Raw genomic sequence first — 22,747 nt, 5'->3', positions numbered from 1 at the left:
CGAGAGACCACCGATGCCCCGTCGGTGGTCTCTTCGCTTTCCACCGCCGGCGGGGAAGGCGCGGGGGGAGGCTCAGGACGCCTGAGCGGGCCGAGGACGCCTGAGCGGGCCGAGAACCGGCCGGGCCGATAAGGACTCCCCCTCCGGTCGTGCAGCGAGGGGCGGAAAAGCGGAATCGGCGGAGGTCGGGGACCTCCGCCGATCAGGTGGGCATCCGGTGGGCCGGGCGCCGGAGCGAACGCTCCGGGGGATGGCGCCCGGCCGCCGGCCCGGGACCGCTAGCCCGCGGCCACGGGGGTCGCCACGCCGGGCACCTGGACGGTGTCGCCGTCCTCCAGCACGACGTAGGGGTCCTCCATCTCGTACCAGCCGAGGCCGGGCGGGCAGCGGTCGTAGCCCAGCAGCCGCCGCACCTCCTCCGGGTAGGCCAGCACGGACTCCTTCGGCACCGCGAGGTACTGGTTCTCCTCCTGGCGGAGGTTGCCCAGGTCCAGCGCGAGCGTCATGCCGGTGCGCGGGGCGTCGGTCGTGTTGCGCCCGCCGCCGTGGTACACGCCTCCGAGCCAGATCAGGCCCGACCCGGCCGGCATCACCGTGGGGTACGCCTCGGCGGCCTCGGGGGCGCGCTCGTCGTCCCAGAAGTGGCTGCCGGGGATCACCAGGGTGCCGCCGTTCTCGGCGGTGAAGTCGCTCATGGCGACCATGAGCTGGACCCGGCTGGTCGGCCCGGGGTGGCGGCGCAGGTGCAGCGCGTCGTCCCGGTGCAGGGGCTGCTTGCCCTGGCCGTTGTGGATCTGGATGAGCTGGGTGCCGCTGATCTGGATGGTGGGGGTCATCTCCACCCGGGACTTCCCGATCCACATCGGCACCGGCTTCTGCATGATCGCGCGTGCCGCCCCCAGGTAGAGGCGCTGCGTCACCACCGGCGTCAGATGGGTCGTACGGGCGAACAACGACGACACGCGCCGGGTCCGCTTGCCGTTGTACCAGTCCTCGCCGTAGGCGCAGGCGTCGAGGGCCGGCGTGAAGTCGTCCATCAGCGCCGCCAGCGTGGCGGCGTCGGTGAAGTTCTCGACGATCACGCCGCCGTCGCGTTCCAGGATCTCCACGACCTCGTCGAGGTCGGCATCGGGCTGCACCCGGATCAGGCCCGCCATCGGGCACCACCTTTCCTGACTCGATGTCTTCGTACGGCCGCGCGACGGCCCGGCTCGCGCGCGGCCGTCACCGGTGACTCCTTCGGGACCGTCAGACCCTGGTCGGGTTCTCGGCCTTCGCCAGGACGGTGCGGATGAAACCGGGCAGGTCCGGGTCCTCCTCGAAGATGTCACCGACCTCGATCCAGATGCCCAGCTCGCCCTCGACGCGCGAGGAGAGCCGGTTGGCGGAGATCGACTCCCCGTTCAGCTCGAAGAACGTCTCGTTCTCGTGGCCGGTCGGTACCTGGAGCACGTCCCTCCAGATCTTCTCGACCGTCTCCTCGATCGCCGCGCGATCGAGCTGCCCGCTCTGGTCTGCACTCATTGGATGTCCTTTCGCTTGCGGGGCAAGCCTTCTCGATCGTTCGGCTGACTGTTCACTGATGGTCAGGACCACTGCACCGGGGCGTCGGGGGCGGTGACCGTGGCGGCCAGCACCCGGTGGAACTCCGAGGCCATGTGGACGATCGTGGCCTCGTCGAACAGGTTGCTGTTGAACCCCAGCGTGCCGACGATGTCACCGGTGGAGTCGATCTCCAGGTGCCACATCGCGCCGTCGGGGATGTCCCCGCCCGCGGGCTGCGACAGGAGCCGCCTGCGGATCTCGGAGTACGCGAGCCCGCCGGCCGACTCCGCCTCGGTCGCGAGGGGGGACCGGAACACCTGGAAGGCGCACACCGCGGCCTCGTCCCCGATCGAGGGGATCATCAGCTCGGGGGCCTCGCCGAGGAGCTGGGCGAAGGGGATGTCGCGGGAGTAGGCCTCGATGCAGGTGGCCCGGGTCCGCTCGACCACCTGGCGGAAGGTGTCGCACCCTTCGACGTCGATCCGCAGGGGGACGAAGTTGAAGAAGGATCCGACCGTGTCCTGGAACCGGGGCTGGGAGCGGCCGGAGGTGAACGTCGGGATGACGATGTCGGTCGTGCCGGTCATGTCGCGCAGCAGTGTGGCGTAGACGGCGAGCAGCACCATGAACGGCGAGCTGCGCATGCCCTTGGAGACCTTGAGCACCGCGGAGGTCAGCTCGGCCGGGATCCAGAAGCGGTGCCAGGACGTCGCCTTCGGCAGGCCGGCCGACCGGGGGTGGTCGGTCTTCAGGGCGAGGATGCGCGCGTCCTTCAGCTTCTCGCGCCAGTACGCCCGGGCGTCGTCCCCGGTCGTGCCGGTCACGCCCTCCTGCTGCCAGCGCGCGTACTCCTGGTAGGGGGAGGCCGAGGGCAGCTCGACCGTGTACCCCTCGCGGAGGGCGTAGCAGCCGACGAGGTCGCGCATGATGAGCCGCATGGACCACTCGTCGGCGGCGGTGTGGTGGGCGATGAGCACCAGAACCGAGTCGTCGTCGCTGAACCGGCCGAGTACGGCCCTCACGAGCGGGAGTTCGGCGATGCCGTACGCGCCGGACTCGATCTCGATGAGCAGTTCCTCGGCGCGCAGCTCACGGCCGTCCGGCTCGACGCCGGTGAAGTCGTGGACCAGCAGCGCGGGCGGGGAGGCGGGGAGCACCTGCTGATAGGGCGGGCCGTCGTCCCGGATGATCAGGGTGCGGAGCGTCTCGTGGCGGACCACGACGTCCTCAAGCGCGTCCTGCAGCGTCTCGGTGTCGATCTGCCCGGTGAGCCGCCAGCCGCACAGGATGTTGTATTTGGGACCGAACGGTCCCTCCTCGTCACCCCTGTCGAAATTGAGGAGGAATTCCTGGTTGAAGGAGAGTGGAATCCGATCCGCCGCAGTCGGCGCACTCGGTGTTTCGGAAATCGTCATGATGCCCCAAATCCTCCTTCAGGGTTTTCGTGGGCGACGGCATCGTGTGGACCGGTACGAGAGGGCTGCCGAAGCAGAAGGGGCTGACCGGACGCCCGGCTCGGTGAATGCACAGTCATTTTGATTAAATGTAACCATTCCGAGCCGGGTTCCAGTTCTTCTGGAATGCCCTGTCGGGCGCCGGTCTCCCGGCGCCCGGCCGGCGGTTCAGCGCAGAACGACGTCGTTGCTCGCGGCGGCCTCCAGGAAGGTGCCACGGGAGACGGCGGCGGCCACCAGCTCGATGTCGTCGGACATGTAGCGGTCGCGGTCCAGCGTCGGCACCAGCGACCGGATCAGGTCGTAGGTGGCCTTGCCCACCGGGCTGAGCTGCTCGTACCGCCCCGACACGTCGACGGCCTGCGCGGCGGCGAGGAACTCCACCGCGAGGATGCGGTTGTTGTTGGACAGCACCCTGCGGGCGTTGCGGGCGGCGATCAGGCCCATGCTGACCACGTCCTGGTTGTCGCCGTTGGACGGGACGCTCTGGGTGCTGGCCGGGCCGATGGTCCGGTTCTCGGCGACCAGCGCCGTCGCCGGGTACTGCGCGCCGGCGAACCCGCTGTTCAGGCCGGGGTCGCCGGCCACCAGGAACTCGGGAAGGCCGTCGCTGAGGTGCCGGTTGAGCAGGCGGTTGGTCCGGCGCTCGGAGAACACGCCGAGCTGGGTGAGCGCGATGGTGACGTAGTCCATCGCGAACGCGATCGGCTGCCCGTGGAAGTTGGCGCCGTGGAAGATCTCCTTGCCCTCGAAGAACAAGGGGTTGTCGTTGGAGGAGTTGAGCTCGATCTCCAGCTTCTCCACGGCGTGGTACAGGGTGTCGCGGACGGCGCCGACGACCTGCGGGATGGCCCGCAGCGTGTACGCCTTCTGGATGTAGACCTCGGTGCGGTGCACGCCGTCGCCCGACTTGGCCTCCTGCGCCTGGCGGCGCAGCTCGGCGTGCTCCAGGGTGAGCGCGCTCCCCTTGATCAGCGCCCGCATGTTGGCGGCGTTGTCGATCTGCCCACGGTGCGGGCGGGCGATGTCGTGGCCCTCGGCGAGGAACGGGCTGGTCGAGCCGCGGAGGGTCTCCACGACCAGCGCCGTGACGATCTCCGCCTGGCGCACCTGGCTGAGGGCGCGGCCCACGACCAGGGAGCCGAGGCCGGTCATCCCCGAGGTGCCGTTGATCAGCGACAGCCCCTCCTTGAACCGGAGCTGCAGCGGCTCGATGCCGTGCTCCCGCAGGACCGTGGCCGTCTCGACCCGCTTGCCCTCGCGCAGCACGTACCCCTCGCCGATGAGCGTGGTGGCGATGTGCGCGAGCGTCGCGAGGTCGCCGCTGGCGCCGAGCGAGCCGATCTCCGGGATGGCCGGCGTGATCCCCAGGTTGAGGTACAGCGCCAGCCGTTCCAGCAGCTCGGGACGGACGGCGGAGTAGCCCCTGGCCAGCGCGTTCAGACGGGCGGCCAGGATGGCCCTGGCCTCGTCCTCGGCGAAGAGCGGGCCGACGCCGGCGCTGTGGCTGCGCACCAGGTTGGTCTGGAGCTCGACCTCCTTGGAGGTGTCGACGAGCATGTAGATCATCTCGCCGTAACCCGTGGTCACGCCGTAGACCGGGATGTTCTGGCGGACGGTGTCCTCGAACATCCGCCGGCTGGTGGCGGCCCGGGCCAGCGCCGCCGGGGCCACACTGCACGTCGCCCAGTCCTCGGCGACCCGCCGCACGTCGGCGATCTCCAGGCTCTCACCGTCGAAATCAACTGACAGTTCGGTTTCGACCAGAGTCACGTTTCTCACCCCATCATGGTTTGGGTAACAGCTTCTGTCGGTACGGATCGCGACTGGACGAGGGCGGCCAGGCCGCCCGGCGTCGGATCTGCGAAGAACTGGGCGAGTGACACCGTTGTGCCTAGACGCCCGCGAATCCGGTCAAGAAGTACGGGGATCAGCAGGGAGTGCCCGCCGGTCGAGAAGAAGGTCGCGTCCGCGCCGGGCTCCTCGGTGCCCAGCAGTTCCGACCAGATGGCGACCACCTCGCGCGCCGCCTCGGTGTCGGGCATCCGGGCCGAGGGCGCGCGGGCGGGGGCCGGATGCGGCAGCGCGCCCCGGTCCACCTTGCCGCCGATGTTGCGCGGGAGCCGGTCCAGGGTCTTGAACGACACCGGCGGCATCGCCTTACCGAAGCGGCGGCGCAGGGCCGCCCGCCAGGCGTCCGCGGTGCCGGCCGGCGTCCCGTCGGGGGCCGTGCGCGAGACCACGTAGCCCACCAGGCGTTTGACCAGCCCGTCGGGTCCCGGGACCGCGACGACCGCGCACTCGGCCACCGACTCGTGCGCGGCGAGCGCCGCCTCGATGTCGGTCAGCTCCATGCGGGCGCCGTTGAACTTCACCTGGAAGTCCTTGCGGCCGCCGAACTCCAGCGCGCCGTCCCACCGCCTGCGGCCGAGGTCGCCGGTCCGGTAGGAGCGGTGGCCGTCGTCGAACCCGGGGAGCGGCTGGAAGGGCGCGCGGTCCCCCGAGGCGGCGCCGACGTACCCGGGCGTGACGTGCGGCCCCCGGATGACGATCTGCCCGGCCACTCCCGGCGCGCACGGCCGGTCGTGCTCGTCCAGCAGCAGGACCTGGCGGCCCGGGATCGGCCGGCCGATCGGCACCACGCCGTACACCGGGCCGGTGACCTCGTGCCAGGTCGCGAGGATGGACTCGGTGGGGCCGTACAGGTTGACCAGCCGCGCCGTGGGCAGGGCCGCGCGCAGGCCGTTGGCCAGCTCTCCGGTCAGCGGCTCCCCCGCCAGCAGCAGGTGGCCCAGGGCGGGCGCGCCCTCCGGGTCGGCCGCCACCACGCCGAGGATCTGCCTGGCGAAGCTGGGGACGGTCTGGAACAGGGTGATCCGCTCCTGGGCGAGCCAGGCGACCAGCTTCTCGGGGTTGGCCCGGGTCCGCTCGGGCACCGGGCACAGCGTGGCGCCGGCGGCCAGGGCCACGAAGATCTCGACCAGGCTCGCGTCGTAGCCCGGTGCCGCCCACTGCGCCATCCGCGTACCGGGGACGACGTCGAACTCCCGGGCGAACCAGGTGACGAACTGGGCGAAGCTGCCGTGGGTCTGCGCGATGCCCTTGGGCCTGCCGGTCGAGCCGGAGGTGTAGGCGATGTACGCCCGCCCGTCCTCGCCGCCGGCCGCCGGGCCGGGAAGGGCCCCGCCGGGGACGGCGACGCCGGGGAGCGCGATGTCGAGGACCTGGCCGCCCAGCTCCTCGCGGTACCACCGGGCCAGCTCGTCATCGGCCCCGTCGTCCACCACCAGCACCGGCGGCGCGCTGTCGCCGAGCACCGCCTTGCCCCGCTCACCGGCGTCGCCGGTGCCGAGGCAGACCAGGTGCGCGCCGGAGTCGAGCACGCCGAGCAGCGTGGCGACCTGTCTCGGTCCCTGCGCCATCCGCACGGCCACCGGCTCCCCGCCGGTGACGCCGAGGGCGCGCAGCGCGGCGGTGACCGGGGCCGCGCGTTCCTCCAGCTCGCGGTAGGTGAGGTCGGCGCCCTCCCAGGTCACCGCGACGGCGTCGGGGACGGCGCGGGCGCGCAGGTGGACCAGCTCGTGGACCGGACGCTCCGCCGGGCCCGCGGCGATCAGGTCGGCGTCGCGGACGGCGACGCGGACGCGCTCGGGGCTCTCCAGCGGCAGGTCGCCCGCGGTGGCGCCGGGGTCGCGCAGCGCGGCGGCCAGCAGCGTGCGGAGCTGGCCGAGGATGAGCCGCGCGGAGGTCTTGTCGAACAGGCTGTCGCGGTATTCCAGGGAGCCGGTCACCGAAGGCTCGACCCGGTCGACGGTCAGGGTGAGGTCCGTGGCGGCCGAGCCGCCGCCGTCCGGCAGGCGGCGGACCGCGGCGCCGGCCAGCCTCAGCTCGGGCTCCGGCGCGTCCCGGTAGACGAACATGACGTCGCCCATGGGGGTCCGGTAGGGGTCCCGGTCGACGTTGAGCGTGCGCACCACCGTGTCGAAGGGGAGCTCGCGGGCGGCGAACGCCTCCTCGGTGACGTGGGCCACCCGGGCGAGCACCTCGCGGAAGGCGGGACGTCCCGACAGGTCGGCGCCGAGCACCAGGTGGTCGCCGAACGGCCCGATGAGGGCGTCGGCCTCCGAGCTGGGGCGCACCGTGACCGGGACGCCCACCGCGAACCGCTCCTCGCGCCCGTACCTGCCGAGCAGGCACTGGAACGCCGCGAGCAGGATGACCATGGGCGTCCTGCCCTCGGCACGCGACAGCGCGGCCAGGTCGGCGCCGAGCTCCTCGCCCCAGTCGAACCGCAGCAGGCCGCCGTGGGGGGACGGGCCGGCGGGTCGGGCCCGGTCGGCCGGCAGCGCGGGCGAGGCCGGGGCCGGCGTCAGCGCCGAGGTCCACCGGTCGAGCAGGCGGCCGAACTCCGGCGTGCTCTCCCGCTCCCGCTCCCTGCGGGCGTGGTCGGCGTACTGGAAGGGCAGGCCGGGCAGCGCCTCCCCCACCGGGCGGCCCGCCACGGCCGCCGCGTAGCAGGCGGAGATCTCCTCCGCCAGGATCGCCATCGACCGGTCGTCGGCGACCGCCCGGTGCAGGGTGACGGCGATGACGTACTTGGCGTCGCACAGCCGCGCGACGGCCAGCCGGGCGAGGGGGCCCTCGTCCAGGTGGAACGGCAGCGCGGTCTGCTCGGCGCACCACCGTTCGGCGGCCTCCTCGGTGTGCCGCCGCCCGGCCGCCTGCTCGGCGTAGGCCTGCCCGGGGGCTCCCGGGGGTTCGGCGCCCGCCGAGGCGAGCGCGCACAGGTCGATGTACGACGGGACGGCACGGACGTCGGCGGCGATCCGCTGGACCGGCCGGCCGCCGTCGTCGGCGAGGGTGGTCCTGAGGATCTCGTGCCGGGCGGTCACCTCGCGCCAGGCCGCGCCGAGCGCGGCCAGGTCGAGCTCACCGGTCGCCCGGTACGTCCTGGACAGGCTGTGCGCCGGAGACCCGGGGACGAGCCTGTCCAGGAACCACGCCCTGTCCTGCGCGTGGGAGGTCACGGCTCGCCGGGCGAGGGACCCACGGGTACGAGATGCCTCGGTCACTCATGTTCCCTTCGAGCTCCGGCGACGAGAGACGGCGTTCAGGCGGTCGGGACCTTCGGCTTCTCGCCGGTCCAGGTCCAGTGCCCCTTCGCCTCCCTGACCTTGCTCAGGCCGGCCGCCGCGAGCAGCACCCGGAGGAGGAACCTGGGACGCATCAGCGTCTTGGGGTGGTCCACCTGGCCCGCGACCCGGAAGTAGCCGGCGGTGACCCGGCTGTCGCGGGTGCCCGCGCGGTACACCAGGCGGGTGAAGGCCTGCTGCATCTTGATCGCGAAGGTGCGGGTGCCCTCGACGCCGGGGAACCCGAGGTCGATGGCGTGGGTGACCTCCCACGGCGGGTCGATGACGTCGCGCGCGAGGTCGCGGAAGTACTGCAGCGGCTGCGGCGCGGCCCCGCTGTGCAGGTGGTTGCGGATGGTCGTGGCCGAGAGCGCCGCGACCGTCATGCCGCCGGCGTACACCGGGTTGAAGCACGTGACGGCGTCGCCGACCACCAGCAGGCCGTCGGGGAAGCGGTCCATGTCCTCGTACCGGCGCCGCAGGGTCGTCGGGAAGCGGAACGCCACCGGCTCGTCGAGCGGCTCGGCCGCGATGACGGCGTCGTAGATCTCCGGGATGCCCAGCGACTTGACGAAGTCGAAGTAGCCCGCCTGGTCGGTCGGCGGGTGGTCGCCGAGGATGCCGTAGACGGTGAGCTCGACCCGGCCGCCGTCGGTCTTGGTGAAGATGCAGCCGCGCGGCAGCTTGGGGTGGGCGATGGAGTTGATGGACAGGTCGCCGTCGTAGGGGTCGGTGTTCAGCCGGTAGTGCTGGGTGCCGTACCCGAGGCCGATCTTCTTGCGGTCCTCGACGACGCGGGCGTAGCCGAGGTCCTCCAGCCAGATCGGGGTGCGCGACCCTCGGCCGGTGGCGTCCACGACCAGGTCGGCGTCGACGATCTCCTCGCCCTTGTCGCCGTTCAGGTTCTGCACGCGGACGCCGACGATCTTGCCGCGGTCCGGTGTCGCGGCGAGGCCGAGGATGTCGTGCCTCTCAAGGAAGGTCACGTTGCCAAGGGCCGCGGTCCGCTCGCAGACGTGGCGCTCCAGCATCGGGCGGCTGGCCGCGACGCAGATCATGCCGGCGGGCTCCTGCCTGAGGTGCTTGCCCCGGGCGTACCAGCGCACGGTCCCGGCCAGGTCTCCCTGCGGGACGCCGTCGTCGAAGATCTCCGTGGTGATCCCCGGGTACATCTGCTCGATGGCCATCTGGCCTCGGGTCATCAGTCCGTTGATGTGACGTCCCTGCGGGCAGCCGCGGCGCGGCCCATCCACCCCGATCAGCTCGTCACGGTCGACGATGACGACTTCGTCGTAGGCGTCGGAAAGCACCCTGGCCGCGAACAGCCCGGCCAGGCTCCCGCCGAGCACCACCGCACGGGTATTGGCGTCGTTGCCCATCGTGGTCATCTCCTCGAAATTCCGTTTCTTCAGGCATCGTCTATGGGGCTGTCGGTAATCGGTGATGGACCGTTCGCCTGGCGACCACCGGCACAGCCCGGGATTTCACACCGGCCGTGGCCGGAGTGGCGGACACCGCCCGCCGGAATATCCGGGCGAGGCGCCGGCGTTCAGCCCGGTACCGGTCCGCCGGTGCAGGGGACAACGACCCGCGAGTGGGTACGGATGAACTTTCCTTTGTTCAGGGGAAAATGGTGGTTCCGCCGATCAGCACGGCTACATCGTCACGCCCGGCCGCGTCGTGACGCATCTTTCGGAATGCTGTTCTGTGACCCCGGAAGCACCACTACCGAAGGAACTCGTCCGCCCTTTCCAAGGAACACCGCAATTCAGGAGATGTAACCCGCGGCGGTGAATGTGACGCTGACTCGCATGACCGAGTTTGAAGGCAAGACCGTACTGATCACCGGTGGCGGCAGCGGCATGGGCCTGGCCACCGCACAGCGGCTCGTGGACGCCGGCGCGCGCGTGGTGCTCGCCGGCCGCAGCGAGGAGCGCCTCGCCACCGCCGCCAAGGGCCTGGACGCCGACGACCGCGTCCTCGCCGTCCCCGCCGACGTGTCCCAGACCGGCGACCTCGACCGTCTCGCCTCGGAGATCGAGCAGCGCTTCGGCGGGCTCGACGGCGTCTTCGCCAACGCGGGCGTCGCCTCGTTCGGGCTGAGCGCGTTCGTCACCGAGGAGGACTTCGACGGGATCGTCGGCATCAACCTCAAGGGCGTCTACTTCACCATCCAGAAGTCCCTCCCCCTCCTGCGGGACGGGTCCGCCGTGGTGATCAACGGGTCGTGGCTGGCGCACAAGGGCCTGGCCTTCACGTCGGTCTACGCCGCCACCAAGGCCGCGGTGATCAACCTCACCCGCACCCTGGCGCCCGACCTCGGCGCGCGGGGCATCCGGGTCAACGCCGTGAGCCCCGGCTACATCGTGACCGACATGTTCACGGCCATCTCCAGCACCGAGGAGGCCCAGGAGCAGTGCCGCAGCCAGGTCGCGCTCGGCCGCCTGGGCAGCGCCGAGGACGTCGCCGACGCCGCGTTCTTCCTGCTGTCGTCCCGCTCGTCGTACATCACCGGCCAGGAGCTCGTCGTCGACGGCGGCCTGACCACCTCCGTCCCGCTGTAGGCGAGGACACCAGGCGCCCGCCGGCCGCCCGCGCTCCCAGGCCGTCCAGGCGCCGTGAGGGTCCTTCCCTCCACAGAGAGCCGATACATCGGAGGTATACCGGACCGCTCCATCGAGATGATTCCGACCGGCTAGCAGGGAGAAGTCCCTGTTTGCCGGTCATTTTCCTTTTTTTCTGCGCGATTCTGTTGGGTTTTGTTGGGTCATTCCGACGTCCGGTCCCCTATTGACGTCGGAAGACATCCAATGTTAACTGCGCCTGACAGTCTGAAACCGGAGCTGTGCGGCCTCTTGGTCCAGGGATCGCCGCGGCTCCGTTCACCACCCCCCGCCTGCGCGGCCGAGCGATGGCAGCGTGCCTGCTCCGCACGGTCATGCCTCAGCGCGGTGAGGGTGGCCGGCCGCAGGAGAGGAAGACCATGTTGAAGAGGCTGTTACACTGCCTGCCTCCGCTGACGCTAGCCGCCGGTCTGCTGACCGCGGGTGCCGCCTCGCCGGCCCTGGCCTCGACGACCGACGCCGCCTTCGACCAGGCGGCCGGCGCGCTCAACGTGGACTACCAGGGCTACATGTCGAAACACGACATCGTCTACAACAGGCCCAACACCAACCCGCTCTACGGGCTCACCGTCGGCAACGGCAAGACCGGCGCCATGGTGTGGAACCAGAACGGCCTGACGATGCAGGTGTCGGGCACCGACCTGTCGCAGCAGTCGGCCTTCGCGGCCGGGCTGGTCAACCTGTACTCCAACCCCGGCATGGACACGAGTTACACGACCTACCAGCAGCGGCTGAACCTGTACGACGGCACCCTCACCACCAAGTACGACTCCAACCGGACCGTCACCATCATGGGCTCGCCCAACTCCGAGGTCATGGGCATCCACGTCGACGACAGCCGCGGCGGGGTCTCCAGCGTGGCGCTCGACCTGAGCATGTGGGACCCGGCGACCGTCACCAACAGCGGTGACGTCCCCGACCTGAACACCTGGAAGACGATCTCCACCTACGCCGACTCCGCCAGCGCCGGGCTGAGCCGGGGGCAGACCGACGCCAACGGCTTCGGCTACACCCTCGCCGCCACCGTCGAGGGCGCGAGCTACACCACGCAGGTCGTGGACGGGCGCAAGGTGCGGCTGAACATCACGCCCACCTCCAGCTACACCATCTGGCTCACCGCGGCCAGCCGGATCAACGCCCCCAACCGCGACTCGGTGACCCAGGCCAAGAACCAGCTCTCCTCGACCAAGGGCACCGGCTACTCCACCACGTACACCAACTACCGCAACTGGTGGCACTCGTTCTGGGGCAAGTCCTTCGTCCAGTACTCCAACGGCTCGCGCGACGCGGACTACATGGAGAACGTGTACTACCTCAGCACGTACATGATCGCGGCCGGCGGTTACGGCAACTACCCCCTGCACTTCATCAACGGGGTGTTCCGCGCCACCCAGGACGCCACGAAGTGGAGCAACGCGTACTGGTACTGGAACCAGCGCGACGTCTACAACTCCTTCCTGGCCTCCAACCACACCGACCTGATGGACGGCTTCAACAAGCTCTACAGCCGTAACTACAACGCGCTGAAGTCGTACACACAGACCAGGTACGGCGTCGACGGGCTGTGGGTGCCGGAGACCATGGGCTGGGACGGCAACGCGCGCGGCACGGTGGGCAGCGACTACACCAAGAACATCCTGTCCACCGGGTACGAGGCCGCCTACAACATGTACATGCGGTACCGCTACACCAACGACCAGAACTACCTGAGTAACGTCGCCTACCCGTTCATGCGCGAGACGGCGAAGTTCTACTCGGCCATGCTGACCCACGACACCAGCAACAACACGTACTACATGGCCAACTCCAACTCCCACGAGACCTACTGGAACGTGCGGAACGCCATCACCGACCTGGCCGCCGTGCGCAGCATCTTCCCGCTGACCATCCAGGCCAGCACGCAGCTCGGAGTGGACAGCGGCCTGCGGTCCGGCTGGCAGAACGTGCTCGACCACCTGGTGCCCTACCAGGTCGCCAACGGCGCCTACCAGCCGCACCAGCCGCCGATCTCGCAGACCAGGAACAACGAGAACGTCTCGTCCGAGCTCATCTGGCCCTACGACGTCACCGGCATCGGCTTCCCCGACTACCAGACGGCGGTCAACACCTGGAACGCCCGGCCCTTCCCCTACGGCAACGTCTGGGCCAACGACGCCGTCCAGGCGGCCCGCCTCGGCCTCGGCGACCAGGCCTACCAGGGCATGAAGACGATGCTGCAGAAGTACCAGAACTACTCCAACGGCATGACCAACAACACCAACGGCGTCTTCGAGTACCTCGGCGTGCACCTGACGGCGATGAACGAGTCGCTCATGCAGAGCTACAACAACAAGATCCGGGTCTTCCCTGCCGTGCCGGGCGACTCCTCCTTCGTCGGGAAGTTCACCCTGCTGGCCAAGGACGGCTTCCTGGTCAGCTCCGAGCGTGAGGCCGGCGAGATCAAGTACGTCGGGCTCAAGAGCCTGTACGCCAAGCAGGCGACCGTGGTCAACCCGTGGGGCACCCAGCAGGTGCGCGTCCGCCGCACCTCCGACAACTCCATCGTGACCACCGCCTCCACCTCCGAGATCTCCTTCGCCACCGCCACGAACGCCGTCTACGTGGTGGAGCGGACCGCCAAGCCGCTCAGCTCCTACACCTCGACCCGGCTGACCGGCACCGCCAACCAGAGCTCCAAGGCGCTCAGCGGCACCGCCTCCACCCTGGGCCTCGGCTCGTCGTCGTCCCCCGGGCTGGTGAACGACACCCTGCTCACCTACGACTCCGGCTGGAACCTCACCACCGCCCGGGGCTACGGCGACTACAACGACGACACCCACCACAGCACCGTCGTCGGCGCGGCCGCGCAGTACACCTTCACCGGCACCGGCGTCGAGTACCTGTCGGAACGCTTCAGCGACATGGGCAACGTCGACGTCTACATCGACAACGTCCTGCAGCAGAACGTGAACCTGAACGTGTCCGGCGGCCGGCAGGTCCAGCAGGTCGTGTACAGGAAGACCGGGCTGGCCAGCGGCCAGCACACGATCAGGATCGTCAACAAGACCACCTCGGTCGGCATGGTCGACGCCCTGCGCGTCCTCACCACGTCCAGCTCGGGCGCGGTCAGCCTGCGGTCCAAGGCCAACAACCTGTTCGTCACCGCCCCGAGCGGGTCGGCGCTGATCGCCAACGGCTCCAGCGCCGGGACCGGCCAGCAGTTCGACCGGGTCGACCTGGGCGGCGGCAACATCGCCCTGAAGGCCAGGAGCAACGGCCAGTTCGTCTCGGCGGAGAACGCCGGGGCCAATCCCCTGATCGCCAACCGCCCGTCGGCGGGGGCCTGGGAGACCTTCCAGCTCGTCACCAACTCCGACGGGACCGTCAGCCTCAGGGCCCAGGTCAACAGCATGTACGTCTGCGCGGACGGCGGCGGCGCCCAGCCGCTGATCGCCAACCGCGCCTCGATCGGCCCCTGGGAGTCATTCGACCTCGTCACGACCTGAACCATCCGGGCCTCCGCGCCTTATCACCAGATAGCACCTCGGCGACCCTCACCCGGCGGGCACCTCGTGCCCGCCGGGTCCGGTTCCCGGCCGAACCCCTCGCAGGAGAACCCATGACACGAGCAGCCGTTCCCCGTCCCTTCCTGGTGGCGACGCTGATGGCCATATTGCTGACGGCCCTCGGCGCCGTGACCACCACCTCCCCGGCCGCCGCCGCCACCTGGACCGGCACCTGGGCCGCCTCGCCCCAGAACAGCGGCACGACCTTCAACCGGCAGACGATCCGGCAGGTCGTGCACACCAGCATCGGCGGCACCTCGGCCCGCATCCAGTTGTCGAACGCCTTCGGCAACCAGGCCGTGACCTTCGACGACGTCCACGTGGCCCGCCGCACCTCCGACTCGGGCGTCGACCTCGCGACCGACCGGGTGGTGACCTTCGGCGGCCAGCGGTCGGTCACCGTCGCCGCCGGCGGCCTGGCGGTCAGCGACCAGATCGCCTTCACCGTCCCGGCGCAGGCCGACATCGTGGTCAGCGTCTACCTGCCCTCGCCGACCGGCCCCGCCACCTACCACCAGACCGCGACGCAGACCAACTACATCGCCTCGGGCGACGTCAGCGGCAACGCCTCCCTCTCGGGCGCGCAGCAGACCGGCAGCTACTACTTCCTGGCCAACGTGGACGTGCAGAACGCCGCCTCGCAGGGCGCCGTCGTCACGCTGGGCGCCTCGATCACCGACGGCGTGGGGTCGGCCAACAACGCCAACCACCGCTGGCCCAACCGGCTGGCCTCGCGGCTCATCGACTCCGGCCGCACGGTCGGGGTGCTGAACCAGGGCATCAGCGGCAACCGGCTGCTGGCCGACGGCGCCGGGCAGAGCGCTCCCCACCGCTTCGACCGTGACGTGCTCAACCAGCCGGACGCCCGCTGGGTGATCTTCACCGACGACCCGATCAACGACCTGGGCTCCTCCAACCCGCCGCCCTCGGCGACCTCACTGATCAACGCCGCCAAGGACCTGATCAGCCGCGCCCACGCGCGCAACATCAAGTTCATCTGCGCGACGCTGACCCCGTTCCGCGGGTCGGGCGGCTGGAACCAGTCGGCCGAGGACCAGCGGGTCGCGTACAACAACTTCGTGCGTGGCTCGGGCAGCGGGTGCGACGCGGTGCTCGACGCGGACGTGGCGACCCGGGACCCGGGCAACCCGACCATGTTCCTGCCCGCCTACGACACCGGCGACCACCTGCACCCCAACGAGGCGGGGCTGCAGGCCATCGCGAACGCCGTCGACCTGGGCTGGTTCGGCGGGACCACCACCCCCGTCCCCGCGCAGATCAGCCTGCGCTCGCGGGCCAACGGCCTGTTCGTGACCGCCCCCAACGGGTCGGCGCTGATCGCCAACGGCGCGAGCGCCGGCACGGCCCAGCAGTTCGAGCAGGTGAACCTGGGCAACGGGAACTTCGCCCTGAAGGCCAGGAGCAACGGCCAGTTCGTCTCGGCCGAGGCCGCCGGGGCACAGCCCCTGATCGCCAACCGCGCCTCGGCGGGGTCGTGGGAGACCTTCCAGCTCCTGCGTAACTCCGACGGCACCTACAGCCTCAAGGCGCAGGTCAACGGCAAGTACGTCTGCGCCGACGGCGGCGGCGCCCAGCCGCTGATCGCCAACCGCGCCGCCGTCGGCCCGTGGGAGTCGTTCGACCTCGTCACCAGCTAGCCGGACCGGTGCCCGCGGTTCCGACGCCACCTGGCGCCGGAATCGCGGGCGTCACGATTTCCGTCCGGCCCGGACCGGTCAGGTCAGGGCGGTGGAGTTGCGCATGATGTCGTCGCGGAACCGGCCCTCGGGGTCGACGCGGCGGCGCACCTCGTCCGCCCTGGCCACCTGGGCGGCGTCCAGGTGCCCCTGGGGCTGGGCGTGGCTCTCCACGAAGGTGGGCGCGGTCCTGCCGGTGTCCCACGGCGCCAGCGCGGCGCGCACCCGGGCGCAGTGCTCCTGGATCGCCTCCTTGGTGAGCGGCCCGCCCGGCACCCCCGCCCCCGAGTAGGCGTACCTGGCGTCGAGATGGGTGAGCGCGCCGCCCTCGGGGTCGGGCACCGCGTAGGCGCCGCCGAGCTGGCGCAGACCCGCGGTGATCAGCGGCGAGCCGGACCCGGCGCCGATCACGCGCAGCAGCTCCTCGACGCCGTCGTCCCCGATCTCGCCGAGCAGCATGTGGTCGCCCACGATGGCGACCGGGTCGGAGGGGTCCATGTGCGACTCCAGCACCCCGGCGGGCCCGGTCAGCTCCCAGCCGTCCAGCACCGGGTCGGCCAGCGCACGCAGCGGCCCGAGCAGCTCGTCGGCGTCCCGCTGCGCGGCGGCCACGTCGGCGCCGGTCTCGACCAGGATCACCCCGTCCACGCACAGCACCGGCCCGGCGGCCAGCACGGGCGGCACCTCGGGCAGCGCGGGCAGGTTCATCACCCGCGCGGACGTCGCCACCTCGGGCGGCGCGTTCTCGGTCCACGCGCGCCACGCCCGCAGCAGCGCCGGGGCGTCGGCGGCCGGCCAGAACGCGGCGCCGGTGATGACCTTGGCCACCGGGAACAGGGCGATCTCGACGGCGGTCACGACGCCGAAGCCCCCGCCGCCGCCGCGCAACGCCCAGAACAGCTCGGGGTCGGTGTCGGCGTCGACCCTGAGCAGGTCGCCGCCGGCCGTGACCAGCTCGATCGCGCGGACGCTGTTGACGGCCAGCCCGACCTTGCGGCTGTAGAAGCTCATGCCGCCGCGCAGCAGGTAGCCGACGACCCCGACGTCCGGCGACGAGCCGTGCGGCGGGGTCAGCCCGTGCGCCGACGCCGCCGCCACGACCGCGCCCCACGGGGTCCCCGCCGGGACGCGGGCCAAGCGGCGGGCGGCGTCGATCTCGACCGCCCCCGCCAGCCGCGTCCTGATCAGCAGGGCGTCCGGCATCGGGCGCGCGGTCGCGGACGCGTGCCCGGTCGTGTGGACGCGCACGGGCAGCCGCTCGGCGGCGGCGAAGCGCAGCGCGGACCTGATGTCCTCCACCGTGCGCGCCGTCACCGCCGCGAACGGCTCGGCGGGCGCGATCAGGTTGAAGACCCGGGTCGCGGCCTCGTACGCGGGCTCGCCGGGAAGCGCGATGCCCGTGTCCCGGTCGCTGACTGTGGTCATGAGCGGATGGCCTCCAGGTCGATCGTCGGCACGGTCACGCGTCGCGGGCCGGTCAGTCCCGTACGGCGGTGACGTAGGCGAAGCAGCCGGGGCCCGAGTAGTCACGCACCGACATCCCCGCGTCGGCCAGCCACCGCCGGAGCTCCACCTCGGTGAACAGCAGCATGCCCTCGGGGCGGCTCGGGAAGAAGTGGGACTCCTGGAAGTAGCGGGCGATCGGGTCGGAGTCGAACACGAAGGTCATCATCGTGAACGTGCCGCCAGGCCGCAGCACCCGGCCCACCTCGGAGATGGCCGTGGCCGCGTCGTCGGGGAAGGCGTGCAGGGCGTTCCAGCAGTTCACCGCGCCGAAGCTGGCGTCCTCGAACGGGATGTCCAGGGCGCTGGCCCGGACCGCGGGCACCGCCGGCAGCTTCTCGCGCAGCACGGTCAGCATCGGCAGGCCCATGTCGAGCGCGATCAGCCGGTCCGCGCCGACCGTCCGCGCCACGATGGCGGTCCACCGGCCCGCGCCGGCCGCGAGGTCGAGCACCGGCCCGTCGACCGGGGCGATGTGCTCGGCCACGTAGTCGTCCTCGTCGCCGGGCGTCACCGCGCCGCCCCAGTTGGCGCCGGCGATGCGCAGGTAGGCCGGCCGCAGGACGGACTCGTAGTACAGGCCCATGCTCGGCATCTCCGCGAGCTTCTGCAGCAGGTCGGAGGTGGCCTCGTGCGTGACGTCCGAGACGTCCTCGCTCACGCCCTCGGCGAGGTCCAGGATGCCGCGCGCGATCGGGTAGGTCACCGAGCAGCTCGCGCAGCGGACCTTGTCGTCCCCGAACTCCAGCGAGCCCTTGCAGGCCGGGCAGCGCAGGGCGTCGTCGTACTGGCCGAAGGTGTCCGCGCCGAGCTCGGCGGCGGGCGCCGCGGCGGCGCCGGCGGCCGCGGCCACGCCGGGGATCTCCACCGGGACGCCGTACCGCACCGCCCAGTACGCCATGGCGCCCGAGTAGCCCAGCATGGTCCGGGTGTCGTTCTCCCAGTTCTTGGCGATCTGCGCGGGGGTGAGGCCGCGGATCCACTCCTTGTCGAACTCGCGCTCGGCGTCGGTCAGCTTCCACACCGACGGGGAGGGCCAGACGCGGCCGAGGTCGGGGTCGGCGGGGTCCAGCTCGCGCACGCCGCGCTCCAGCCGGGTCTGGTCGCCCGGCTCCAGCTCAAGGTGCTCGGCGGCGGCCAGGACGCGCTCGCGGTCGGCGGGGAAGTGCGACACCAGGTACAGCAGGGCCAGGGTCAGCGGCGTCCCGTTGACGGCGGCGCCGAGCAGCTCCAGGTACCGGTCCATCCCCTGACGGACCGCCGCGACCACCTCGCCGGCGACGGGGTACTCGGCCTCGGCCAGCAGGCCGAGCAGGACGAGCAGGTAGCCCTTGCGGCCGTCGTCGACCTGGTCCAGGTGCGCCACGAGCAGGGGGGTCGCGGCCAGGGCCTCATCGGTCAGCTCTCCGTCGTTCCACAGCGCGCCCACCAGCCGCTGGTACTCCGCGTCGAGCTCGTCGGGCGCCGCGCCGTCGAAGTCGGTCAACAGGTCGGCGACGGTCAGCGGCGTAGTGGAAACACTCATGTGCGCGTCCTTTCACGAAAGGGAGGAAGGGGTGAGTCCGCGCGGCTCATTTCGCAGCCGCGCGTCGACCGCGCCCAGGTGCACCGCCAAATGGCCGCATGAGCGGCCCAGCTCACTCCGCGCTTCCGGCAGAAAATCCGTTTGTAAAAGCTTCGCACCGGCCGCCCCGGCCGTCTTCTCCGAACGTGCTTAGCGGGGGCGCCGCCGCCGGGCGGGGCGGCGGCACCGCAACCATAAAGATGCGAACGGGCCGAACGGCGCCCACGATAGGCGACATGGTGCGCGATTCCGGTCGCGTCGCGTTTCCTCGGTTCGGTACGGCGTGCGAAGCCGCTCGATTGGAGTGACCAATTTCATGACCAGGGAACTGATCGACCCGGCCGATATCGGCACGCATTACGACGAGCGCTCCCCCATCGGGGACGAGTTCCGCAACGGCCAGCTCCACATGTGGTACTGGTACGACAACGAGGACGACACCCCGCTGAAGGACGCCGTCCACCGGATCAGCCGCAAGGTGACCGACACGCTCGGGCTGCGCCCCGGCGACCGTCTCCTCGACGCGGGATGCGGGCCGGGCGAGACGGCGGTGTACACCGCGAAGACGTTCGGCGCCCAGGTCACCGGCATCACGGTGAGCGCCTTCGAGATCGACAAGGCCAAGGAGCGTGCGGCCGCCGTCGGGGTGAGCGACCTCGCGACGTTCGAGTACGGCGACTACATGGACCTCACCTACCCCGACGACTCGTTCGACGCGGTGCTGGCCCTGGAGTCGCTGCAGAACGCGCAGGACATCGGCCAGGTGCTCCGTGAGCTGTTCCGGGTGCTGCGGCCGGGAGGACGGATCTCGTTCTCCGACTTCAGCCTGGAATCGGCCTCCGACCCCGAGCGGGTCGCGAAGTTCATGGACACCCTCAAGCTGCGCGAACTGCCGACCCTGGCCGAATGGCTGGAGCACACGCGGGACGCCGGCTTCGAGGTCGAGGAGTACACGCAGTGCGGCCCGAGGGTCTTCGGGATGAAGTCGAAGTACATCAAGGCCGCGATGGACCAGCGCGACACGATCGTCTCGAAGTTCGGCGAAGAGGCGATCGCGGAGTTCTCCCGCAGGCATCTCGGGTTCTTCGCCCCGAGAAAACACCAGATCGGGTACGTCATCGTCTCGGCGCGCAAACCCCGGCACTGAGCAGGCGCCACGCTGGAGCACCCCTATCCCCCGTGGATTCCGTTGCCGTACCCGTACCGCACTCCCGACGCACCATCAGTGGAGCTGACATGACAACGGGTACAGAACAGACCTCGCCCGCCCCGGAGGGCACCTCCGACTACTACGACGTTTCCAACCTCGTACTGGTCGAGCTGTGGGACGACAACTTCCACCACGGCTACTGGCTCTCCGAGGACGACGAGAGCTCGAACAAGGTCGCCACCGACCGGCTCACCGACCTGCTCATCGAGAAGTCCGGGCTCGGGCGGGGCGGGCGGGTGCTGGACGTCGGTTGCGGCATCGGCACCTCCGCGTTCCGCCTGGCCGGGATCTCGCCCGCCGAGGTCGTGGGCGTCTCCAACAACCAGGCCCAGATCGACGAGGCCAACCGCCGGTCCGCGGCCCTCGGCCTGGCCGGCCGCGTGACCTTCGAGTTCGCCGACGTGCTCTCCCTGCCCTACGACGACGACGCCTTCGACGTCGTGTGGGTCTTCGAGGCGCTCATGCACATGGACCGTTCCCGTACCCTGCTCGAACTGCGCCGGGTGCTGCGGCCGAGCGGCCGGATCGTCATCACCGACCTGCTGCGGCACGGCCCGCTGGACGAGGCCGACGAGCGGACGGTGCGCGAGCACCTGGAGGAGATGCACTCCAGCCCCCTGCTCCCCGAGGCCGAGTACCGGGCCCTGGTGGCCGAGGCCGGCCTGGAGCTGGACGAGCTGCTCGACGTGAGCGAGAACACCAGGAAGACCGCGTGGCGGGTGTACGACGCGGTGAACGAGCGGTACCAGGAGATGGTGGAGCGCTTCGGCCCGGAGGTCGCCGGGCTGCTGGAGGTGTTCCGCAACCCGATCGGGCTGCTGCCGCAGATGGGGTACCTCATCGCGGTCGCGCGCAAGCCGGCCTGACCGCTCCCGGCGGCCGGTGGACGAGGGACGAAATGCTCTGCCGGCCGCGCCCAGCGTCATCGATGGGCGCGGCCGGCAGGGACCGGTGACCGGTCGGCGACCTCACGCGTGCGCGTCGTCGCCGACCCCGAACCGCGCCTTGGCCAGCTCGCGCTTCGCGATGGTGGACAGGAAGACGGCGAAGCCGGCGTGGCTGTGGAACATCGACATGTCCCGCCACACGCGCTCGATCCGCTCGCCCTGGCGGACCGCGCTCGAACCGGCGGTGGGGAACAGGTAGCTCTCGACGGCGTGCCAGCAGAGGTCGACCACCTCGTGGCAGATGGACGCGATCCGCATCTCGTGTTCCTGGGTGACCGCCGACGGGCCCAGCGCGCAGGTGTCGCGCCACTGCTGGACGGCGTTCAGGATGGCGGCCTCGCCCGTGGCGATCATGCCGGCGGCCTTGCCGTACCAGTACTGGTAGTCGGGCGCCTCGGCGCGGCCCATGGACGGCGGGAACGCGGTGGTCCGCGTCCGCATCAGGTCCTCGTAGGCGTCGAGCGCGCCCTTGGCCATGCCGACGGCCAGGACGGCGTCCTCGATGACCATGAAGCTGAGCTGGCCGCCGCCGTACTCGGGGTTGCCGTGCAGGTCACGGCCGGGCGTCCCGGCGGTGACGCTGATCTGGCTGATGTGGCTGTTCAGCGTGAAGTTCGACGGGACGATCCCGTCCAGCATGGTGATGCTGTGCGAGCCGCTGCCCTTGAGGCCGAGCTGCTTGCCCCAGTCGTGCAGGCGCGTCCACTCGCTGCGCGGGGCGATGAACAGCATCGGCGCCGGCGGCTCGCCCTCGGCGGGCGACACCAGGGTGTGGCCGATGAAGTGCGTCGCGTACGGCGAGCCGGAGCAGTAGTTCCAGGTGCCGTTGAGCACCCAGTCGCCCGCGGGCGTGCGCGCCGCGGTGCCGCTGGGCATCACCGTCGCGGGGGCGATGAAGTCGCCGTCGCCGAAGATCTCGGCCTGGGTGCGGTCGTCGAACAGCGAGGCGACGACCAGCGCGTGCGCGTGGCCGAGGCAGTACATCCACCCGGTCGACGGGCAGCCCCGCGTGAGCGCCATCACCACCCGCATGAAGGTGTCGATGCCGAGCTCCAGCCCGCCGTAGCGGCGCGGGACCAGGATCCGGTAGAAGCCGGCGCGCAGGAACTCCTCGTGGGTGTCCTGGGCGTAGAAGGTGCGCTCCTCGGTCTCGCCCTGGCGCGCGACAAGGGTCGGGGCGATGGCCTCGGCCCGGGCGATGATCTCGGCCTTCGTCGGCGCGGTTTCGGGGTGGAATACGACTCCGTATTCGGAGACATTCGTGACTGCCATCGCTGCGCAGGTCCTTTATCTCGAATGGTTGGCGGGGACAGTGGTGCCTGTTACTCCCTCAAGCGCGGCGCCGCCCCTCGCGGCCTCACCTTCACATCCGCCCATGCGTTCAGCGTCGCCCCCACCGGCCGCGCGGGGCATCTCCTGGAGTGCGGAGTGACCTTCGCGCGCGTGCCGCGCGGGCAAGAGCGCACTTTGGAAAATGCGACCGGACCACCGGAATGTAATGGTCTAGTCCTGCCGGTCGATGCACG

14 protein-coding genes are annotated in these 22,747 nt (G+C 70.7%); 5 read left to right on the top strand and 9 right to left on the bottom strand.

The features are described 5' to 3' along the window. Positions 1 to 278: 278 nt before the first annotated feature. From NYZ98_RS10740 to NYZ98_RS10715, 6 genes are all read right to left on the bottom strand, one after another. A complete protein-coding gene (locus NYZ98_RS10740; protein ID WP_262842449.1) occupies positions 279 to 1,157 on the bottom strand; it encodes a phytanoyl-CoA dioxygenase family protein in 879 nt (292 codons plus the stop codon). Positions 1,158 to 1,248: 91 nt separating this feature from the next. Then, entirely contained in the window at positions 1,249 to 1,524 is a 276-nt protein-coding gene (locus tag NYZ98_RS10735; protein WP_262842448.1) for a phosphopantetheine-binding protein, read from the bottom strand. 62 nt (positions 1,525 to 1,586) lie between these two features. Then, positions 1,587 to 2,960, bottom strand: coding sequence for a condensation domain-containing protein (locus tag NYZ98_RS10730; protein WP_262842447.1), 1,374 nt, complete (start codon positions 2,958 to 2,960; stop codon positions 1,587 to 1,589). A gap of 207 nt (positions 2,961 to 3,167) precedes the next feature. Beyond that, a complete protein-coding gene (gene cmdF, locus NYZ98_RS10725) occupies positions 3,168 to 4,772 on the bottom strand; it encodes a tyrosine 2,3-aminomutase (RefSeq protein ID WP_262842446.1) in 1,605 nt (534 codons plus the stop codon). A 5-nt stretch (positions 4,773 to 4,777) separates the two neighbouring features. Continuing rightward, positions 4,778 to 8,071: a non-ribosomal peptide synthetase gene (locus NYZ98_RS10720; protein WP_262842445.1), complete on the bottom strand. Its 3,294-nt coding sequence runs from the start codon at positions 8,069 to 8,071 to the stop codon at positions 4,778 to 4,780. Positions 8,072 to 8,109: 38 nt separating this feature from the next. After that, positions 8,110 to 9,519, bottom strand: a complete 1,410-nt coding sequence (locus NYZ98_RS10715; protein ID WP_262842444.1) for an NAD(P)/FAD-dependent oxidoreductase — start codon at positions 9,517 to 9,519, stop codon at positions 8,110 to 8,112. Between the two features lie 423 nt (positions 9,520 to 9,942). On the opposite strand from NYZ98_RS10715, the gene NYZ98_RS10710 reads away from it, so the two are divergent. From NYZ98_RS10710 to NYZ98_RS10700, 3 genes are all read left to right on the top strand, one after another. Continuing rightward, positions 9,943 to 10,695, top strand: a complete 753-nt coding sequence (locus NYZ98_RS10710) for an SDR family NAD(P)-dependent oxidoreductase (protein ID WP_262842443.1) — start codon at positions 9,943 to 9,945, stop codon at positions 10,693 to 10,695. 419 nt (positions 10,696 to 11,114) lie between these two features. Beyond that, entirely contained in the window at positions 11,115 to 14,240 is a 3,126-nt protein-coding gene (locus NYZ98_RS10705) for a glycosyl hydrolase family 95 catalytic domain-containing protein (protein ID WP_262842442.1), read from the top strand. Positions 14,241 to 14,353: 113 nt separating this feature from the next. Beyond that, positions 14,354 to 15,958, top strand: a complete 1,605-nt coding sequence (locus tag NYZ98_RS10700) for a GDSL-type esterase/lipase family protein (protein ID WP_262842441.1) — start codon at positions 14,354 to 14,356, stop codon at positions 15,956 to 15,958. A gap of 78 nt (positions 15,959 to 16,036) precedes the next feature. On the opposite strand, the gene NYZ98_RS10695 is transcribed toward NYZ98_RS10700, so the two are convergent. Together NYZ98_RS10695 and NYZ98_RS10690 are read right to left on the bottom strand one after the other, a co-directional pair. Further along, positions 16,037 to 17,422, bottom strand: a complete 1,386-nt coding sequence (locus NYZ98_RS10695) for an FAD-binding oxidoreductase (RefSeq protein WP_262842440.1) — start codon at positions 17,420 to 17,422, stop codon at positions 16,037 to 16,039. A 52-nt stretch (positions 17,423 to 17,474) separates the two neighbouring features. Next, positions 17,475 to 19,025: a class I SAM-dependent methyltransferase gene (locus tag NYZ98_RS10690; RefSeq protein ID WP_262842439.1), complete on the bottom strand. Its 1,551-nt coding sequence runs from the start codon at positions 19,023 to 19,025 to the stop codon at positions 17,475 to 17,477. 355 nt (positions 19,026 to 19,380) lie between these two features. On the opposite strand from NYZ98_RS10690, the gene NYZ98_RS10685 reads away from it, so the two are divergent. Both NYZ98_RS10685 and NYZ98_RS10680 read left to right on the top strand, forming a co-directional pair. Further along, on the top strand, positions 19,381 to 20,211 hold the full coding sequence (locus NYZ98_RS10685; RefSeq protein WP_262842438.1) for a methyltransferase domain-containing protein: 831 nt from the start codon (positions 19,381 to 19,383) through the stop codon (positions 20,209 to 20,211). Between the two features lie 89 nt (positions 20,212 to 20,300). Next, the gene (locus tag NYZ98_RS10680; RefSeq protein ID WP_262842437.1) at positions 20,301 to 21,140 is read left to right on the top strand and encodes a methyltransferase domain-containing protein; all 840 of its coding nucleotides are present in this window, start codon (positions 20,301 to 20,303) and stop codon (positions 21,138 to 21,140) included. 102 nt (positions 21,141 to 21,242) lie between these two features. On the opposite strand, the gene NYZ98_RS10675 is transcribed toward NYZ98_RS10680, so the two are convergent. Further along, on the bottom strand, positions 21,243 to 22,493 hold the full coding sequence (locus NYZ98_RS10675; protein ID WP_262842436.1) for an acyl-CoA dehydrogenase family protein: 1,251 nt from the start codon (positions 22,491 to 22,493) through the stop codon (positions 21,243 to 21,245). Positions 22,494 to 22,747: the final 254 nt, after the last annotated feature.

Origin of the sequence: Sphaerisporangium corydalis (assembly GCF_025506355.1) — a bacterium.
GTDB lineage: Bacteria > Actinomycetota > Actinomycetes > Streptosporangiales > Streptosporangiaceae > Sphaerisporangium > Sphaerisporangium corydalis.
This window is presented reverse-complemented; position numbering and strand designations above follow the sequence as displayed.

What these genes read in the sequence shown, in the direction of transcription:
- NYZ98_RS10735 (WP_262842448.1), bottom strand. Translation starts at nt 1,524, where the DNA reads ATGAGTGCAGACCAGAGCGGGCAGCTCGATCGCGCGGCGATCGAGGAG.
- NYZ98_RS10700 (WP_262842441.1), top strand. Translation starts at nt 14,354, where the DNA reads ATGACACGAGCAGCCGTTCCCCGTCCCTTCCTGGTGGCGACGCTGATG.
- NYZ98_RS10680 (WP_262842437.1), top strand. Translation starts at nt 20,301, where the DNA reads ATGACAACGGGTACAGAACAGACCTCGCCCGCCCCGGAGGGCACCTCC.
- NYZ98_RS10685 (WP_262842438.1), top strand. Translation starts at nt 19,381, where the DNA reads ATGACCAGGGAACTGATCGACCCGGCCGATATCGGCACGCATTACGAC.
- NYZ98_RS10740 (WP_262842449.1), bottom strand. Translation starts at nt 1,157, where the DNA reads ATGGCGGGCCTGATCCGGGTGCAGCCCGATGCCGACCTCGACGAGGTC.
- NYZ98_RS10715 (WP_262842444.1), bottom strand. Translation starts at nt 9,519, where the DNA reads ATGACCACGATGGGCAACGACGCCAATACCCGTGCGGTGGTGCTCGGC.
- NYZ98_RS10690 (WP_262842439.1), bottom strand. Translation starts at nt 19,025, where the DNA reads ATGAGTGTTTCCACTACGCCGCTGACCGTCGCCGACCTGTTGACCGAC.
- NYZ98_RS10695 (WP_262842440.1), bottom strand. Translation starts at nt 17,422, where the DNA reads ATGACCACAGTCAGCGACCGGGACACGGGCATCGCGCTTCCCGGCGAG.
- NYZ98_RS10705 (WP_262842442.1), top strand. Translation starts at nt 11,115, where the DNA reads ATGTTGAAGAGGCTGTTACACTGCCTGCCTCCGCTGACGCTAGCCGCC.
- NYZ98_RS10730 (WP_262842447.1), bottom strand. Translation starts at nt 2,960, where the DNA reads ATGACGATTTCCGAAACACCGAGTGCGCCGACTGCGGCGGATCGGATT.
- NYZ98_RS10675 (WP_262842436.1), bottom strand. Translation starts at nt 22,493, where the DNA reads ATGGCAGTCACGAATGTCTCCGAATACGGAGTCGTATTCCACCCCGAA.
- NYZ98_RS10710 (WP_262842443.1), top strand. Translation starts at nt 9,943, where the DNA reads ATGACCGAGTTTGAAGGCAAGACCGTACTGATCACCGGTGGCGGCAGC.